The sequence below is a fragment of the Cupriavidus sp. OTU4054 genome, assembly GCF_038440175.1.
Taxonomy (GTDB): domain Bacteria; phylum Pseudomonadota; class Gammaproteobacteria; order Burkholderiales; family Burkholderiaceae; genus Cupriavidus; species Cupriavidus pauculus_D.
Genome location: NZ_JASATF010000001.1, coordinates 408,746 through 425,822, shown reverse-complemented (window position 1 = coordinate 425,822; position 17,077 = coordinate 408,746). Strand labels below are relative to the sequence as shown.

At 62.8% G+C, this 17,077-nt stretch carries 19 protein-coding genes and 2 tRNA genes; 15 read left to right on the top strand and 6 right to left on the bottom strand.

The features are described 5' to 3' along the window. Window positions 1-7: 7 nt before the first annotated feature. The 11 genes from AAHB16_RS02165 (at window position 8) to AAHB16_RS02115 (ending at window position 10,683) form a co-directional block, all read left to right on the top strand. Window positions 8-2,257, top strand: coding sequence for a RelA/SpoT family protein (locus tag AAHB16_RS02165; protein WP_150372101.1), 2,250 nt, complete (start codon window positions 8-10; stop codon window positions 2,255-2,257). Between the two features lie 21 nt (window positions 2,258-2,278). Continuing rightward, window positions 2,279-2,355, top strand: a tRNA-Val gene (locus AAHB16_RS02160). A gap of 228 nt (window positions 2,356-2,583) precedes the next feature. Next, the gene (gene thrS, locus AAHB16_RS02155) at window positions 2,584-4,491 is read left to right on the top strand and encodes a threonine--tRNA ligase (protein ID WP_342049951.1); all 1,908 of its coding nucleotides are present in this window, start codon (window positions 2,584-2,586) and stop codon (window positions 4,489-4,491) included. Between the two features lie 46 nt (window positions 4,492-4,537). Next, window positions 4,538-5,059 carry a translation initiation factor IF-3 gene (infC, locus tag AAHB16_RS02150; protein WP_150372099.1) on the top strand — a complete coding sequence of 174 codons (522 nt, stop codon included), beginning with the start codon at window positions 4,538-4,540 and terminating at the stop codon, window positions 5,057-5,059. Between the two features lie 164 nt (window positions 5,060-5,223). Continuing rightward, window positions 5,224-5,421, top strand: coding sequence for a 50S ribosomal protein L35 (gene rpmI / locus AAHB16_RS02145; protein ID WP_011297448.1), 198 nt, complete (start codon window positions 5,224-5,226; stop codon window positions 5,419-5,421). A 27-nt stretch (window positions 5,422-5,448) separates the two neighbouring features. Next, window positions 5,449-5,805 carry a 50S ribosomal protein L20 gene (gene rplT, locus AAHB16_RS02140; protein ID WP_092595867.1) on the top strand — a complete coding sequence of 119 codons (357 nt, stop codon included), beginning with the start codon at window positions 5,449-5,451 and terminating at the stop codon, window positions 5,803-5,805. A 126-nt stretch (window positions 5,806-5,931) separates the two neighbouring features. Beyond that, a complete protein-coding gene (gene pheS, locus AAHB16_RS02135) occupies window positions 5,932-6,963 on the top strand; it encodes a phenylalanine--tRNA ligase subunit alpha (protein WP_150372098.1) in 1,032 nt (343 codons plus the stop codon). 42 nt (window positions 6,964-7,005) lie between these two features. Beyond that, window positions 7,006-9,453 (top strand): phenylalanine--tRNA ligase subunit beta, encoded by a 2,448-nt coding sequence (pheT, locus tag AAHB16_RS02130; protein ID WP_150372097.1) that lies wholly within the window; start codon window positions 7,006-7,008, stop codon window positions 9,451-9,453. Between the two features lie 75 nt (window positions 9,454-9,528). Next, window positions 9,529-9,948, top strand: coding sequence for an integration host factor subunit alpha (locus tag AAHB16_RS02125; RefSeq protein WP_150372096.1), 420 nt, complete (start codon window positions 9,529-9,531; stop codon window positions 9,946-9,948). Window positions 9,949-10,115: 167 nt separating this feature from the next. Beyond that, window positions 10,116-10,550: a MerR family transcriptional regulator gene (locus AAHB16_RS02120; RefSeq protein WP_150372095.1), complete on the top strand. Its 435-nt coding sequence runs from the start codon at window positions 10,116-10,118 to the stop codon at window positions 10,548-10,550. A 56-nt stretch (window positions 10,551-10,606) separates the two neighbouring features. Continuing rightward, window positions 10,607-10,683 (top strand) — tRNA-Pro (locus tag AAHB16_RS02115). 133 nt (window positions 10,684-10,816) lie between these two features. Here the strand turns inward: AAHB16_RS02115 and AAHB16_RS02110 are convergent. Further along, entirely contained in the window at window positions 10,817-11,296 is a 480-nt protein-coding gene (locus AAHB16_RS02110; protein WP_150372094.1) for a hypothetical protein, read from the bottom strand. 228 nt (window positions 11,297-11,524) lie between these two features. Between AAHB16_RS02110 and AAHB16_RS02105 the strand changes: the two genes are divergently transcribed. Continuing rightward, window positions 11,525-12,358 carry a hypothetical protein gene (locus AAHB16_RS02105; RefSeq protein WP_342049950.1) on the top strand — a complete coding sequence of 278 codons (834 nt, stop codon included), beginning with the start codon at window positions 11,525-11,527 and terminating at the stop codon, window positions 12,356-12,358. Window positions 12,359-12,452: 94 nt separating this feature from the next. Continuing rightward, a complete protein-coding gene (locus tag AAHB16_RS02100; protein WP_150373807.1) occupies window positions 12,453-12,650 on the top strand; it encodes a hypothetical protein in 198 nt (65 codons plus the stop codon). Window positions 12,651-12,723: 73 nt separating this feature from the next. Here the strand turns inward: AAHB16_RS02100 and AAHB16_RS02095 are convergent, their stop codons facing one another. From AAHB16_RS02095 to AAHB16_RS02075, 5 genes are all read right to left on the bottom strand, one after another. Continuing rightward, on the bottom strand, window positions 12,724-13,080 hold the full coding sequence (locus tag AAHB16_RS02095) for an XRE family transcriptional regulator (protein ID WP_342049949.1): 357 nt from the start codon (window positions 13,078-13,080) through the stop codon (window positions 12,724-12,726). 183 nt (window positions 13,081-13,263) lie between these two features. Continuing rightward, window positions 13,264-13,881 (bottom strand): class I SAM-dependent methyltransferase, encoded by a 618-nt coding sequence (locus tag AAHB16_RS02090; protein ID WP_150372092.1) that lies wholly within the window; start codon window positions 13,879-13,881, stop codon window positions 13,264-13,266. A 27-nt stretch (window positions 13,882-13,908) separates the two neighbouring features. Next, window positions 13,909-14,286 carry a hypothetical protein gene (locus AAHB16_RS02085; protein ID WP_150372091.1) on the bottom strand — a complete coding sequence of 126 codons (378 nt, stop codon included), beginning with the start codon at window positions 14,284-14,286 and terminating at the stop codon, window positions 13,909-13,911. Between the two features lie 9 nt (window positions 14,287-14,295). Continuing rightward, entirely contained in the window at window positions 14,296-15,861 is a 1,566-nt protein-coding gene (locus AAHB16_RS02080) for a hypothetical protein (protein ID WP_342049948.1), read from the bottom strand. Continuing rightward, on the bottom strand, window positions 15,851-16,432 hold the full coding sequence (locus tag AAHB16_RS02075) for a hypothetical protein (RefSeq protein ID WP_342049947.1): 582 nt from the start codon (window positions 16,430-16,432) through the stop codon (window positions 15,851-15,853). Before AAHB16_RS02075 ends, AAHB16_RS02080 begins: the two co-directional genes overlap by 11 nt. A 219-nt stretch (window positions 16,433-16,651) precedes the next feature. Between AAHB16_RS02075 and AAHB16_RS02070 the strand changes: the two genes are divergently transcribed. Further along, window positions 16,652-16,792 carry a hypothetical protein gene (locus tag AAHB16_RS02070; protein WP_167468371.1) on the top strand — a complete coding sequence of 47 codons (141 nt, stop codon included), beginning with the start codon at window positions 16,652-16,654 and terminating at the stop codon, window positions 16,790-16,792. A gap of 19 nt (window positions 16,793-16,811) precedes the next feature. Then, complete coding sequence (locus tag AAHB16_RS02065; RefSeq protein WP_150372088.1) at window positions 16,812-17,057, top strand: hypothetical protein; 246 nt, start codon at window positions 16,812-16,814, stop codon at window positions 17,055-17,057. Window positions 17,058-17,077: the final 20 nt, after the last annotated feature.

Below are 17,077 nucleotides of genomic sequence, written 5' to 3'. Positions count from 1 at the left end.
GCAGCAAATGGTGACGTCGACCGACCTCACGAGCCAGACGGCGGGCGTCCCCGATGCCCACCTGGTGGAGCGCGCGCTCGCCTATGTGCGCGAGCGCGGCGAGCCCGAGGGTAGCCCACCCGCGCACCTGCCCACCGGCGAGACCGTGCTGTCGCATGCCGAGGGCATGCTGCGCATTCTCGATGGCCTGCGCGTGGACGATGCCGCGCGCGCGGCCGCGTGCCTGTTCCCGCTGGCCGCGTTCGTCGATGGCGTGGAGGCCGATATCGCGCCGCGCTTCGGCGACGAGGTAGCGGGGCTCGTCAAGGGCGTGCGCCAGCTGCTGCGGATCGGTGCCATCGCGGCGGTTCGCGACAGCCGGCAGGCGGATGTTTCGGAGTCCTCGAAGACCGAGGCCGCCGCGCGCCACGAGCAGGTGGAAGCGCTGCGCAAGATGCTGCTGGCGTTCGCGCAGGACATCCGCGTGGTGCTCGTGCGCCTGGCCTCGCGGTTGCAGACGCTGCGCTGGCTCGCCCAGACCAAGGCCATGCCGCTGCCCGGCGTCGCGCGCGAGACGCTCGACATCTATGCACCGCTGGCCAACCGGCTCGGTATCTGGCAGATGAAGTGGGAGCTCGAGGACCTTGCGTTCCGCTTCGAGCAGCCCGAGACCTACAAGCGCATCGCGCGGCTGCTCGACGAGAAGCGCATCGAGCGCGAGGGTTATATCTCGCAGGCCATCGAACGTCTGCAGTCGGAACTCGCCGCGGCGGGCATCCGCGCGGAAGTCAGCGGCCGGCCCAAGCATATCTACAGCATCTGGAAGAAGATGCGCGGCAAGGAGCTCGACTTTGCCGACCTGTACGACGTGCGCGCGTTCCGCGTGATCGTGGACGACATCAAGGACTGCTACACGGTGCTCGGCATCGTGCACCATATCTGGCAGCCCATCCCGCGCGAGTTCGACGACTATATCTCGCGGCCCAAGTCCAACGGCTACCGCTCGCTGCATACGGTGGTCATCGGCGACGACGGCCGCGCGTTCGAGGTCCAGATCCGCACGCAGGAGATGCACCACTTTGCCGAGTACGGCGTGGCCGCGCACTGGCGCTACAAGGAAGCGGGCGCCAAGGGGTACGGCGGCAACTTCGCGGCCAACGAACGCTACGACGAGAAGATTGCCTGGCTGCGCCAGCTGCTGGCATGGAAGGACGATGCCGACCATTCGGTCGCCCACGAGGACTCGCCGTGGGAGCAGCTGAAGCATGCGGCGATCGACGACCATATCTATGTGCTGACGCCGCAGGCGCGCGTGGTCGCGCTGCCGCAGGGCGCCACGCCGCTCGACTTCGCGTACTACCTGCACAGCGACCTCGGCCATCGTTGCCGCGGCGCGCGCGTCGATGGCGCGATGGTCCCGCTGAACACGCCGCTCAAGAACGGACAGACCGTCGAGATCGTCGCGCTCAAGCAGGGCGGCCCCTCGCGCGACTGGCTCAACGCGGAACTCGGCTACCTCGCCAGCACGCGCGCGCGGCAGAAGGTGCGCGCGTGGTTCAACGCGCTCGACTCGCAGGAAACCATCGCGCAGGGCCGCGCGATGATCGACAAGACGCTGCAGCGCGAAGGCAAGACCGCGGTGAATCTGGAAGACCTCGCCACGCGCCTGCAGTTCAAGACGCCCGAGGATCTGTTCGCCGCGGTGGCCAAGGAAGAATTCAGCCTGCGCCACGTCGAGCATGCGCTGCGGCATCCCGAAGGGGAGGCCGAGCCGCAGTTCAGCGAGGAAGAGGCGGTCACCAAGAAGAGCCGCGCGACGAGCGTGGCGCGCGGCGCGAAGAGCGGCGTGCTCGTGGTGGGCGTGGATTCGCTGATGACGCAGATGTCGCGCTGCTGCAAGCCCGCGCCGCCCGACGATATCGTCGGCTTCGTCACGCGCGGCCGCGGCGTGTCGATCCATCGCCGCAACTGCCATACGTTCCTGCAGCTGTCGTCGCGCGCGCCCGAGCGCGTGATCCAGACGGAGTGGGGCAAGCGCAGCGACGCCGTGTATCCGGTGGACATCCACGTGGAGGCCGTCGATCGCCAGGGTCTGCTCCGCGATATCTCGGAAGTACTGTCGCGCGAGAAGATCAATGTGACGGGCGTGAAGACGCTGACGAGCAAGGGCGTCGCGCGCATGCAGTTCACGGCCGAGGTATCGGAGGCCACGCAACTGCAGCGCGCACTCTCTTTGATAGAAGATGTACAAGGGGTGTTGCAAGCGAAAAGAAAGTGATGCTATACTTGCGTCTTCGCTAGGCTCGTAGCTCAGCTGGTTAGAGCACCACCTTGACATGGTGGGGGTCGTTGGTTCGAGTCCAATCGAGCCTACCAACGAACAAGTAGTACTGAAGTAACTGCAGCATCAACATCGAGGGGCATCATGGTTATGACACCGCGAACTACTACCGCTGAACAGCGTCAGTAGTCGAGGTACGCCCTTCGAGCCGGAGCGATCCGGCAAGTTAAGAAAAACGCGGCCTTGGCCGCGTTTTTTTTCGTCTGTCGTTTGCTGGCCGCCTGATAAGCTGCCGGTCTCCACAAGAGCACAAGAGGTGCAAGATGATCGCAATCACGCTGCCTGACGGATCTCGTCGTGAATTCCCCGGCCCCGTCACGGTGGCTGAAGTGGCGCAGAGCATTGGCTCGGGTCTGGCCAAGGCCGCGCTCGCCGGCAAGGTGGATGGCCGGCTCGTCGACACGAGTTTCCGCATCGAGCAGGATGCCGCGCTCGCCATCGTCACGGACAAGGACGCCGATGGCGTCGACGTGATCCGTCACTCGACGGCGCACTTGCTCGCGTATGCCGTGAAGGAACTCTATCCCGATGCACAGGTGACGATCGGTCCCGTGATCGAGAACGGCTTCTACTACGACTTCGCGTACAAGCGTCCCTTTACGCCGGAAGATCTCGCCGCCATCGAGAAGAAGATGACGGAGCTTGCGCGCAAGGACGAGAAAGTCACGCGCGAAGTGCTGAGCCGCGACGACGCGGTGGCGCTGTTCCAGTCGATGGGCGAGAAGTACAAGGCGGAGATCATCGCGTCGATTCCGGCGAGCGAAGAGATCGGCCTCTATCGCGAGGGCAACTTCGTCGACCTGTGCCGCGGCCCGCACGTGCCGTCGACGGGCAAGCTCAAGGTCTTCAAGCTCATGAAGGTCGCCGGCGCCTACTGGCGCGGCGATGCCAACAACGAGATGCTTCAGCGCATCTACGGTACGGCCTGGGCGAAGAAGGAAGACCAGGACGCGTACCTGCACATGCTCGAGGAAGCGGAGAAGCGCGACCACCGCAAGCTCGGCAAGCTGCTCGACCTGTTCCATCTGCAGGAAGAGGCGCCCGGCATGGTGTTCTGGCATCCGAAGGGCTGGGCGGTATGGCAGGCCGTGGAGCAGTACATGCGCGGCCGCCTGACGGACGCCGGCTACGAGGAAGTGCGCACGCCGCAGGTGATGGACCGTTCGCTGTGGGAGAAGTCGGGCCACTGGCAGAACTACAAGGAGAACATGTTCGTCACGGAGTCGGAGAAGCGCGACTACGCGATCAAGCCGATGAACTGCCCGGGCCATGTGCAGATCTTCAATCACGGCCTGCGTTCGTATCGTGACCTCCCGCTGCGCCTGGCCGAGTTCGGCGCCTGCCATCGCAACGAGCCTTCGGGCGCGCTGCATGGCCTGATGCGCGTGCGCGGTTTCGTGCAGGACGATGCGCACATCTTCTGCACGGAAGCGCAGATCGTGGAAGAGGCGAAGGCGTTCAACGAACTCGCGTTCTCGGTCTACGACGACTTCGGATTCAAGGACGTGAAGGTCAAGCTCTCGCTGCGCCCCGATCAGCGGGCCGGTTCGGACGAGACGTGGGATCACGCCGAAGAAGGCCTGCGCCTCGCGCTGCGTGCCTGCGGCGTGGAGTGGGAAGAGCTGCCGGGCGAGGGCGCGTTCTACGGCCCGAAGGTCGAGTACCACATCAAGGACGCGATCGGCCGCTCGTGGCAATGCGGCACGCTCCAGCTCGACCTCGTGCTGCCGGAGCGCCTGGATGCCGAATACGTCTCCGAAGACAATTCGCGCAAGCGCCCCGTGATGCTCCACCGCGCCATTCTTGGCTCGTTCGAGCGTTTCCTGGGCATTCTGCTGGAGAACCACGCAGGCGCGCTGCCGGCCTGGCTGGCGCCTGAGCAGGTGATCGTGCTGAACATTGCGGATTCGCACGCAGAATATGCTGAAAACGTAGTTCAACTCTTGCAAAAACAAGGGTTTAGGGCCAAGGCGGATTTGCGTAACGAGAAAATTACGTATAAAATCCGCGAGCATTCCCTTCAAAAGATCCCCTACCTGCTGGTGGTGGGTGAAAAGGAGCGGGATGCCAATCAAGTGGCCGTGCGTGCCCGTGGCAATGTGGATCTCGGCGTAATGTCCGTATCCGCATTTGTGGAGCGTCTGCAACAGGACGTCTCCAGTAAAGCCTGAGGCGACGAGCACGGCTTGTTTTTTTGTCTTCTTGAGGTAACGCAACATCGCTACAGACAAAGGTCACCGCATCAACCGTGAGATCAGCGCGCCCGAGTTGCGCCTGGTAGGGGTTGATAACGAACAGCTCGGCATCGTCAAGTTCATGGACGCTCTGCGCATGGCTGAGGACAAGGACTTGGATCTGGTGGAGATCGCTCCCAATGCGGCTCCGCCCGTGGCCCGTATCATGGACTACGGCAAGTTCAAGTACGAAGAAGCCAAGCGCTTGCACGAAGCGAAGCTGAAGCAGAAGATCATCCAGGTCAAGGAAGTGAAGTTCCGCCCTGGCACGGATGATGGCGACTACAACGTCAAGCTGCGCAACCTGAAGCGCTTCCTGGAAGATGGGGACAAGACCAAGATCACGCTGCGTTTCCGCGGCCGTGAAATGGCCCACCAGGAAATCGGCGCGCGCATGCTCGAACGGCTGAAGAGCGATCTGGAGGAGTTGGGCCAGGTCGAGCAGATGCCGAAGATGGAAGGCCGCCAGATGGTGATGGTGCTGGCCCCCAAGAAGAAGAAGTAATTCCTGTGCGAAGCGACGACCGGGATGCTCGGCATCCCGGTGTTGCTTTGTGCGGAGCAGTACGCGGGCCTCCCGGCCGGCGTACAAAAACAAGTGGATGCGGGTCTTACAAGCGCTGGCGTCAGCCGGCCACCTGCATGCATGTCATAGAGCTGGAGTTTTTCATGCCTAAGATGAAGACCAAGAAAAGCGCTTCCAAGCGCTTTACGGCGCGCCCGAACGGTTCGTTCAAGCGCGGCCAGGCCTTCAAGCGTCACATCCTGACGAAGAAGACCACCAAGAACAAGCGTCACCTGCGTGGCACTCAGGACGTCCATGAGACGAACCTGAAGTCCGTTCGCGCAATGATGCCGTACGCGTAACCCTAACGATCACGAAAGGAGAGCTTCATGCCTCGAGTCAAACGTGGGGTCACCGCACGGGCCCGTCATAAGAAAGTCATCGACGCTGCCAAGGGTTACCGCGGCCGTCGCAATAATGTCTATCGCATCGCCAAGCAGGCGGTCATGCGTGCTGGCCAGTACGCATACCGCGATCGTCGCAACAAGAAGCGCGTGTTCCGCGCCCTCTGGATTGCACGTATCAACGCTGCCACGCGCGAGCATGGCATGACCTACAGCGTGTTCATGAACGGCCTGAAGAAGGCTTCGATCGAACTCGACCGCAAGGTGCTGTCGGACATGGCCATTCACGACAAGCCTGCCTTTGCTGCCATCGTCAACCAGGTGAAAGCCTCCGTTGCCTGATGCCGGCTCCGGCAGCGTCACTAGACGCCGCCGGGCAAGCACCGACCGCAAGGTCACGTAAGAACGGGGCTCCTCACCGAGCCCCGTTTTTATTTTGTAGCGCCAACATATTCCACGTTTGCCGTCATGTCCCTGGATCTGGATCAAATCGTCGCCGACGCACAGGCCGCCTTCGCAGCCGCTAACGACAACGCCACGCTCGAAAACGAGAAAGCACGTTTCCTCGGCAAGACCGGCGCGCTGACCGAACTGCTCAAGGGGCTCGGCAAGCTCGACCCCGAAGCGCGCAAGACCGAAGGCGCGCGCATCAACCAGACCAAACAGCAGGTGGAAGCCGCGCTGCAGGCGCGCCGTCAGGCGCTGGCCGATGCGCTGATGAATGCCCGCCTCGCGTCGGAAGCGATCGACGTGACGCTGCCGGGCCGCGCGGTGTCGCGCGGCAGCCTGCATCCGGTCATGCGCACGTGGGAGCGCATCGAGCAGATCTTCGGTTCGATCGGTTTCGACGTCGCCGACGGCCCCGAGATCGAAACCGACTGGATGAACTTCACGGCGCTGAACAACCCGGACAACCATCCGGCGCGTTCGATGCAGGACACGTTCTACATCGATGGCCGCGACAGCGACGGCAAGCTCCTGCTGCTGCGCACGCATACGAGCCCGATGCAGGTCCGCTACGCGCGCATGCACGTGCAGAAGTACGCCGGCAAGGCTATGCCGCCAATCAAGGTCATCTGCCCGGGCCGCACGTATCGCGTCGATAGCGATGCCACACACTCGCCGATGTTCAATCAGGTGGAAGGCCTGTGGATCGGCGAGAACATCAGCTTCGCGGACCTGAAGGGCGTGTATCAGGACTTCCTGCGCAAGTTCTTCGAGCGCGACGACATCCAGGTGCGCTTCCGTCCGTCGTATTTCCCGTTCACGGAACCGTCGGCCGAAATCGATATGGCATTCGGCAACGGCAAGTGGCTCGAGATTTCGGGCTCGGGCCAGGTGCATCCGAACGTGCTGCGCAACATGGGGCTCGATCCCGAGCGCTATATCGGCTTTGCATTCGGCTCCGGCATCGAGCGCCTGACCATGCTGCGCTACGGCATCAACGACCTGCGCCTGTTCTTCGAAGGCGACGTGCGTTTCCTGCGTCAGTTCGCCTGACGCCGGCATTTACCTCACAGATATCTACCGAACAGAAGCGCCATGCAATTCTCGGAATCCTGGCTTCGTACCTTCGCGAACCCTGAAAAAATCTCCACCGACGCGCTCTCGCACAGCCTGACCATGGCCGGGCTGGAAGTGGAGGAGGTGGGCCCGGTCGCACCGCCGTTCAGCAAGATCGTGGTCGCGCATGTGCTGGCCACCGAGCGCCATCCCAATGCCGATCGTCTCAACGTGTGCCAGGTGGATGCCGGCACCGGCGAGACGCTGCAGATCGTCTGCGGCGCGCCCAACGTGAAGCCCGGCATCAAGGTGCCGTGCGCGATGGTGGGCGCCGTGCTGCCGCCGGCGGAAGCGGGCGGGGCACCGTTCGAGATCAAGGTTGGCAAGCTGCGTGGCGTGGAAAGCTACGGCATGCTGTGCTCGGCGCGCGAACTCAAGCTGTCCGAGGATGCCGGCGGCCTGCTCGTGCTGCCCGAGGACGCGCCCGTGGGCCAGGATATTCGCCAGTACCTGGACCTCGACGATCAGATCTTCACGATCAAGCTCACGCCAAACAAGGCGGACTGCCTGTCGGTTCATGGCGTGGCGCGCGAAGTGTCGGCGCTGACCGGCGCCACGCTGATGCTGCCCGACATGTCGCCCGTGGCGGTGACGATCGACGATCGGCTGCCGGTCAAGGTGTCCGCGCCCGACCTGTGCGGCCGCTTCTCGGGCCGCGTGATCCGCGGCGTGAACGCGCATGCGGCCACGCCCGCGTGGATGGTGCAGCGGCTCGAGCGTTCGGGCCAGCGCAGCATCTCCGCGCTCGTCGATATCTCGAACTACGTGATGCTGGAGCTCGGCCGTCCGAGCCACGTGTTCGACCTCGACAAGATTCATGGCGGCCTCGACGTGCGCTGGGGCCGCAAGGGCGAACAGCTCAAGCTGCTCAACGGCAATACGGTGGAGGTCGACGAGAACGTGGGCGTGATCGCCGACGACAAGGAGATCGAGAGCCTGGCCGGCATCATGGGTGGCGACAGCACCGCGGTGACGCTCGACACCACGAACATCTACCTCGAGGCCGCGTTCTGGTGGCCCGAGGCGATTCAGGGCCGCGCGCGCCGCTACAACTTCTCGACCGATGCAGGCCATCGTTTCGAGCGTGGCGTGGACTACGCAACGACGGTCGAGCACATCGAGCGCATCACGGCGCTCATCCTGCAGATCTGCGGCGGCGCCGCCGGTCCGGTCGATGACCAGATCGTCAACCTGCCGGTACGCAAGCCGGTGTCGCTGCGCGTGGCGCGTGCCGAGCGCATCCTCGGCATCGAGCTGTCGGCGGCGGAGATCGCCGATGTGTTCCAGCGTCTGAATCTGCCGTTTACGCGTTCGCAGGGTGCCGACGGTGAAGTCTTCGAGGTGACGCCGCCGAGCTACCGCTTCGACATCGAGATCGAGGAAGACCTGATCGAGGAAGTCGCGCGCATCTATGGCTTCGAACGCATTCCCGCGCGGCCGCCCGTCGCCGAGAACGAGATGCGTCCGACCAACGAAGGCCGCCGCTCGCAGCACGTCGTGCGTCATGCGCTTGCCGCGCGTGACTATCAGGAAGTGGTCAACTTCGCGTTCGTCGAAGAGAAGTGGGAGCGTGACTTCGCCGCCAACGACAACCCGATTCGCCTGCTCAATCCCATCGCGAGCCAGCTGGCCGTGATGCGTTCGACGCTGATCGGCGGGCTCGTGGACAAGGTGCGCTACAACCTCAACCGCAAGGCCGCGCGTGTGCGCCTGTTCGAGGTGGGCCGCGTGTTCCACCGCGATCCGAAGGCCGTGGATAGCGGGCTGACCGTGGCCGGTTACGACCAGCCGATGGTCGCCGCCGGCATCGCCTACGGTCCCGCGTTCGAGGAGCAGTGGGGCGTGCCGACGCGCGCGGTGGACTTCTTCGACGTCAAGGGCGACGTGGAGACCCTGTTCCATCCGCACGTGCCGCGCTTCGAGGCCGTGGCACATCCCGCGCTGCATCCGGGCCGCGCCGCGCGCGTGATCGTCGGCGGCAAGGCGGTGGGCGTGGTGGGCGAACTGCATCCGCGCTGGCTGCAGGAATACGAACTGGCGCAGGCGCCGGTGGTGTTCGAGCTGGACCTGCAGGCGCTGCGCGACGTTGGGCTGCCCACGTACACCGAGATCTCGCGCTTCCCGGCCGCGGTGCGCGATCTTGCCGTGGTGGTCAAGCAGACCGTCCGCGTGCAGGACATGATCGACGCCATGCGCGAGGCGCTGGACAAGGCCGATCTGGGCCGCTACTGCCAGAGCCTGGTGCTGTTCGACGAGTTCCGTCCGAAGGCGGCTTCGGCGGCCATTGGCGCGGACGAGAAAAGCCTTGCGTTCCGCCTGACCTTGCAAGATACTGGGGCGACGCTTCAGGACGAAACTGTCGATCAGGCAGTACGCTGCATGGTCGATGCGGTGGTCGCGGCGTTCGACGCCCGCCTGCGCGGCTGAACTCCCTGTGAAGGCTGGGCTCATTGACCGGTGGTCATCGGGCCCACGCCAACGAGCGATCATAGAATCAGCAAGATGAACGACCGAGACGCGATTTCCATGAATGCAGCAGGACTGGGCGAGGTGAGCGACCGGCACGCTCCCTCCCACGATGACGCGTCGCCGGAAGCCCGCGCGACCGAGGTGCCTACCCTGACCAAGGCCGAACTCGCGGAGATGCTGTTCGACCAGGTCGGTCTGAACAAACGCGAGTCCAAGGACATGGTCGAAGCCTTCTTCGACGTTATTCGCGAAGCGCTGGAGCAGGGCGACAGTGTCAAGCTGTCCGGCTTCGGCAACTTCCAGCTGCGCGACAAGCCGCAGCGTCCGGGCCGCAACCCCAAGACCGGTGAAGTCATTCCGATTACCGCGCGCCGCGTGGTGACGTTCCATGCGAGCCAGAAACTCAAGGGTCTCGTCGAGGAACGCGCTGGCGTGGCGGTGGTATCGAACTGATACCCACATCGCACGGCGGTGTCCGTGCGATGGCCGCGGCGGGTTCCTCCTTCCGCGTGATTGCCCCCTGAATTTGTAGTCTGTATCCTTCAGTGCCGTGCAACGCGCACGTCTAGACGTCGCGCGTGCCAGCACCGATCTTCCTCCCGAACTCAGACGACCATCGCATGACGGACAAATCCAGCGAGCGCATCACGCTGCCGCCGATTCCCGCGAAACGCTACTTCACGATTGGTGAAGTGAGCGAGCTGTGCGCCGTCAAGCCGCATGTGTTGCGGTATTGGGAGCAGGAGTTCACGCAACTCAAACCGGTGAAGCGCCGCGGGAATCGCCGCTATTATCAGCACCACGAAGTCCTGCTGATCCGCCGCATCCGCGAGCTGCTCTACGAGCAAGGCTTCACGATCAACGGTGCCCGCAACCGCCTCGACGAAGTCCGTCATCACGGCGGCGCGGCAGCGCAACAAGAGATCGAAGAACCGGACGGCACCCCGCGCGAAGAGGCCGCGGTACTGACGGTGGACATCAATCAGCTTCGCGGCGAACTGGTCGAGGTGCAGCATCTGCTCGCACAACTGAGAGAGATCGCGAAGCACGGATAAAACGTGCGCAAGTGACTAGCCATCGGCTAAATCTTGCTGTTATAATCTTTGTCTTTCGGGGCGTAGCGCAGCCTGGTAGCGTACCTGCATGGGGTGCAGGTGGTCGGAGGTTCAAATCCTCTCGCCCCGACCAGAAATTGAAAACCCGCCTGGTGTAAAAACCAGGCGGGTTTTGTCTTTTGGACGTCAGCGAATCGAACGGCCATTTCGGAAGACTTCCAAAATCACGCTCAGGCGTTTGCCGAGCTCGTCGGCCAAGCGCTCGATCAGGTCTGATTCACTCGTGCTGGTGCTCCGGATTCCAGTGCTGCGGAGAGGGTCAGGTACATCCGGTGGTATTTCTGCATGCGCTCGAAGTCCTTCTCGCGCAGGTCCTTCAGGCGGCGGATGTCGCTGTTGTGACGCAGATCGGCGAGCTTGACGATGATGGAGTCGCGGGAGCGCATGACACGCGCGAGATACTCGTCCTCGGATTCGTCCTTCCGCTTCGTCAGATTCATGATCGCGGTGATGACGCGTTCGCTGAACCCCATGGTCGTCAGATCGACGGGCGTCGTAGTCGTGTCCTCGAGCAGGTCGTGCCCGAGCGCGATGCACTGCAATTCCTCATCCTCGGTCTTCGCGTTGTGCATCACCTTCAGCAGATGCAGTACGTACGGCTTGCCGGCCTTGTCGTACTTGCCGTCGAACTGCTGCGTCACGAGCAGCAGCATCTTCGACAGCATTTCTCCCTTCTTCGGTTCCATTCGTATGCTCCAGCGAGTTTGTTCGGCTCACCTCAATTATGCGTGCTGCTGGGCCAGGATAGCCTGCCGATCGTAGAAGTCGTACGCACCACCGCTGTCACACCGTAGAGCAGCGGTCACAAATTAAAGGCCTGGCGATTCTTATCGTTGGGCCTTTTGTCTATCTTGGTCTGGTTTCTTCAACGCGACCAAGGTTCGGCGCGGTGCACTTCCGATTGGAGATATCGAATGAAAACCATTTTCCTGTCCTGGCGAAGTTACGAGACGCGCGAACGCATGGTGGTGGCGCGACTGGACTGGGACGGCAGCGCGTACCACTTTTCCTACACGCGCGGCGTGCGGCGGTCCGGATATCTGTTGCCGTTCGAATGCAAGGCCAAGGTCGATCGCGTGCAATATTGGCCGGAGCTCCCACCTGATATGTCGATTCGACGGATGCGCAAGTCTCGGCCCGACTATCCGCGGTTTCTGAAGTGGATGGGCCTCGATGCGCCCGATGCGATGGCTGAGCTCGGGATTTCCGGGGGGATCAAGGTGACCGACTCACTCGAGACGATGCCGTTGCCCGAGCGGACGCCGACAGGTGAGTATGTGACCGAGTTTTTTACGCGAGGCCTGTGGGAGGCCGGACCGGCCAGCATCGAGGCGGCGCGCCGGCTGGTGGAGGGCGATCGGCTCTGGCTGATCAAGGATCCGCTGAGCCGGTGGTGCAGCTACAAGCTGTTCGCGGATGCCGAGGGCGAGAGCCCCTACGTCGGGTATCTGCCGCGGATGTTTGCGAAGGATATCGAAAGGCTGCTCGATCGATGTGGTTCGGCCCTGGAGGTGCGCGTCAGGCAATTGAATCAGGATGCGCCGACAGCCATGTGGGTGTTGTGCCGGCTGACCTGTCCGTGGCCGGACGGCTTTGTGCCGTTCGACGGGGACGATGACTTCGTATCGCTTGTGTCGACGACGCCTGTCGAATGCACGGACGAGCGTTGCTTTGAGTGTTCGTTCAATCGGGACTGGGAGAGGAAATGCATGGAGGGGCGCCGCGTCGCCGCCGCGGGTGTCGGATGACGCCGCATACGCGCGTTCTTCACCATTGGTTACATCCCCGCGTCCGCGGGTCCGATATGCTTCGTCGCCATGTCATATCGGTGAGGAGACGATGATGCGATATCTGTTGGCGGCGATGATGGCTGCCGGTGCGATGATGTTGGGCGGATGCGTGGTCGCCCCCTACGACGATGCCGGTGGCGGTGGGCCCGGATGTCCGCCCGGGCAGGCGAAGAAGGGGAATTGCCGGGTCGATTCGTATGGCAATGAATCGTTCTGCCCGCCGGGCAAGGCGAAGAAGGGGCAGTGCTGAGGGTGCATGCCCGGTAGCAATGCTGAGGAGTCAAGCCGAGGAGCAAAGCCGAAGCACTATCAGGTTTGCAGCGTCAGCCATCCTCGCTGCGGCTCTCAACCTCGGCCTCAGCCTCAGCCTCCACCGCGGCCCCCACCGCAACCGGCGCGTACGCCAGCCCCGCCTCGCGCGGTCCCGCCGGTTCGACCTCGGCGCCGATCTCCCGCATGCGCGCGAACACGCGTTCGATGTCCTCGGGCGCAAGCACCAGCTGCGCCACGCCGAAGAACAGCATCTGCGGCGCCATTTCACGGGGGTGTGAACCCCCCGTGTATTTTCTCCATTGATGGTCGCCGGCGAGGCCGAACAGCGCGGCCATGCTCTTGCCCGTGCGGCTGAGATCCTGCTTGAGTTTGCGCAGGTCATGCGGTTGCGGTGGTCGATATCGCATGTACGGTTGCCTTGTCAGTGGCGTTGCAAGCTGATATCAACGGATGCTAACGCGCGGGCGCGCAGGATCAATCGCATATTCACGAATGTGTAGGCGTCCCACGATGGATAGCGGAAACGAAAAACCCGCCTCGCGGCGGGCTTTGATTTGCGGGAGCGATGATGATCCGACCCCGGGGCAGCATCAGGTGGCCCGGCACTCCATGATCCAGTGCGTATAGGGAATCCACGCCTGATGACGGACGCGGCCCGTGACGTCCGAGAAAACCGAGGAGGCGAGCTTGACGTAGCCCTCGTCGGTCAACACGTTCTGGCCCCGGTCGTAGCTCACCAGCAGACGCGAGATGGGGTTCTGCCCCTTGGCGTAGCAGGGGTCGATGGTGACCAGCCGGCCTCCGGGCTTCAACGCCGTTTTCGCGAGCTGGAAGAGATGATTCGCGGCATCGCTGTCCAGGTGATGGAGCAAGCCGCATCCAAGCACGACATCGAATTTCGGTAACGTTTCGAGGTCGGAATAATCGAGCAGCTTGCAGACGAAGTTGCCCTGCGCGCCGTATCGCTTCCTGGCGGCCTCGATATAGGCTTCGCTGATATCGAATCCCCAGTAATTGACCTCGGGCAGGAATGCGCGGATCTCTGCCGTTCCACAGCCGATATCGAGGACGTTGTCGCCGGGACGCACGCGAATCGAATCGCGGGCGAAATCGTTTCGCGTGCTGTTGCCGCCCATGAACAGCTGGAAGGCGTCATAGACGGCGGGATGGGAAAGAACCCTGCGAACTCCGCTTGTAATCTGTGCCATTCGTTAGGCTCGCAAAAGTTGATGGTATTAGCCGCCCTTGGCGATCACGACAATGCCGCTCAGGACGATGAGTGTGCCGACGATGCGATAGGCGTTGAGCGAATCGCCGAAGATAAATACGCCGCCCATGAGCACAACGATATAGGTCAGGCTCACGAACGGATAGGCGTAACTGATCTGCAATTGCGTCAGCGTCAGCATCCAGCTCACACCGGCCAGGAATGTCGCAAGAATAGACGACAACACCCATGGGGTCAGCAGCAGATGCATGACATAGAGTGCCTTGCCGGTCGTGGTGGCCGGTAGCGGGCCCGCCTCACCGACTTGCCAGCGCATGACGAGCTGGCTGTAGGCGGTAAACGCCAGCATGAGAAAGATATAAATGTGGCCAGATAGTCGCGACATGCTCTTATCCTAAGACTTCCTTGGCCGCACGGCCGTAAATATGGTGGAGGACAATACTACCGCCAGCATGGGCTGCACCCACCAGTAGGAAACTTCCGCGAAGAAGTTGGTGGCGCCTTGCGGGATCGACAGCATCAGCCCAGGCGTGACGGAAATGACGATGAGGACGGCGATCATTTCCAGATCGCCGAGCGCCCTGAACGCGTCTCGCAGCGCCGGGCGGTGCTTGCCGCAGAACGACAGGCATATCCTGACCGCGACGAACAGGAGCGCCGGACCGAAGAAGGCGAAGAACGATGCTACCCAGCGGTCCTCGGGAAGGACGTCCCGAATGAAGGCAAACGGCTTGAGCATGTGCAGGAGGCCGGGGCCGGCCTCCGCGCTCTGCGTGGCTACCTGGGTGGCAACATAGCCGTAGACGAGCGCGCACGACATGGCCAGCCAGGCCAGTACGCGCTGCATCCACGTCATCGGCAGCCGCAGGACGGCGTAGGCGAGAAGACAGCCGACGACCGCGCCAACGCTGATCTTGAGCGAGCACAGCACGATCAGGTAGATCGCGATCGCGGGGAATGCATACCACTTCAATCGAAGCGGACGATTGCGGCCAAGCTGATCGAGCAGCCAGACGCCGGCGAGATAGGCCACGAGCACGGCCACGCCGAAAGATTCGCTATGGAACACGTTGTCCCACACGCCGAGCTCCCGGCGGTAGCCGGCGGAAATCAGTCCGATGAACGCAACGAGCAGTGCAATCCAGAACGGACCGAAACCTTCCTGATCGGCATCGTCGCGGGTATCCATGACACCGATTCGTGCAAGGTAGTTGCGGAACGCCATTGCGAAGACGAACATCGCGAGAAGAAACAGCGGCACGAACAGCAACGGGAAAATGACTGCGTAGAAGTCCAGTGCGCCGACGCCCAGAAAATGGGATAACAGCCCGACCAGATGATGGCTGGCAAAGTGGTAGGGGAACGGCGCGACGCCGTCGATGCCCAGCGATGCAGACGCAAAACCAGTCAGCATGTTGACGATGGCGGCGTGGAACATCATGTCCACGTGGGCGGTACCCGATAGCACGCCTTCATGGATCCACGGCGTCTTGTACCCGTCCACGTAGGTCAGGAGGAACGCCCAATAGCCGACCAGCGCGCTGGCGACTAGCGCGACCAGCGTGTTCAGGCTTCTGGCCTTCCAGATCATGACGGCATTGCGGATGGCGACGGCACCGATGGCGATCCATGCAAGCGTGCTGTGCCCGGCGAAAATCCAGACGAGGCAGGGCAGCCCGCACATCGCAAGCAGCAGGGTGCTCCAGTCGGATCTCTGCATCCGGCCCCGCTCATACCACTCGAAGGCCAGCGCGACGGCGCAGAGGCTTGCGGCCGTCCCCGCCAGCACGGCGTCGATGATTTCGGGATTCCGCCCCGTCACGAACTCCGGCGCGCGGAGGGCGAGATACAGCGCGATCGCAAAACTGAACGTTGCGACCGAGCATCCGATATAACCGCTTTTTGCGAAGGTACTGGCGCTCGCTCCGGACTCCGACCATACCAGACTGCTACGTCGCACAATCCATCCTCTTCGACTGAAACGCGTGATTCTCTTTGGTGACCACGACAACATGCGAGAACCCGCGCGCGAGCGCGAGCTTGCAGGGAGCTTCCGATGCGTCGCCCGTCATCGGCTGCCGGGGCGCGAGGTACTGGTAGCCGTACGATTCATACTTGCACTGGCCGCTCTCTGGAGAGAACGGGCTTAGCAGCGGCATGCCTGTGAGCGCGGGCACCACGAAGGGCTGGATCGCGCAGGCGGGCAGCACGGTGTCAGTCGGTTTGTTGATATAGACGCCGCGATAGAAATCGGGGTCGAGAATGACGACACCGTACGGCGTGCCGTTGTGCAGGTCTTTCTCGCGGCCCAGGTCCGTGAGGAATCGATACAGGCGCGAGCGTTCGGCGAGGCCGGCCTTGCCGTCCACGATGTCGTCATCGGCCGGCGGCGACTGGATCGAGGCGCCCACGAGCTTTGCCGCCGCTTCCTTGGCCGCGAATTTGTCCCGGTAGGAAAGGATATTCGCCCCGGCCAGGGCCAGGCCGAGCAGCACCAGCAGGCAGACGACAGTACTTCGCCAACTAATCACGTGTCTCTCGCGTTCCCGAAAGGGGTCGATATTATCGCAAAGTTGTCACTTTCCGATAAGAATCCCCCCTTGAGTCGGAAGCCGAGGCAATCCCGTAGCGGGCCGCTGGGCCGGCGCTTCGGGTCAGCGATTCGGGCCAGCGGAAAATCTCCGGTCGGTTTGAATCCTCCACCGTACGTTGCTACGATAAAGATTCCATTCCAGCCATCGGAGGGTTTCATGTCTGACAAGGACAGCGGTATCGGTATCGCCGGCACGACGTGCATCGCATTCGCGGTGGCCGGGCTCGCGCTCGCGGCGTCGTTCATCCTCGCGTACTACGCGGTCAATCCGAAGCGCATTACGCAGAGCGGGGGCTGAGCGCCCGCCGTTGTCAGACATGGCCCGACAGCGCCTGCATGACATGCCGCTGGCCGCGCGCGAGGCGTTTGCGGACGCCTGCGCGCGGCACGGGTTTGTCTGGGAGGACTTCGAGGTCGCGGAGGAGGGGGGCGTCGTCAGCGTCGCGCCCGTGGCTGGCGGAGATTTGCGCGCTTATCCGACAGAGGCCGGCGGCGCGCCGTGGATCGTTGCATTCGAACGCGATCTCGAGTGCGACGTGTTCGGGCCGCCGCTGGCGGACTAGTGGCGCAGGCAGGCAGCCCT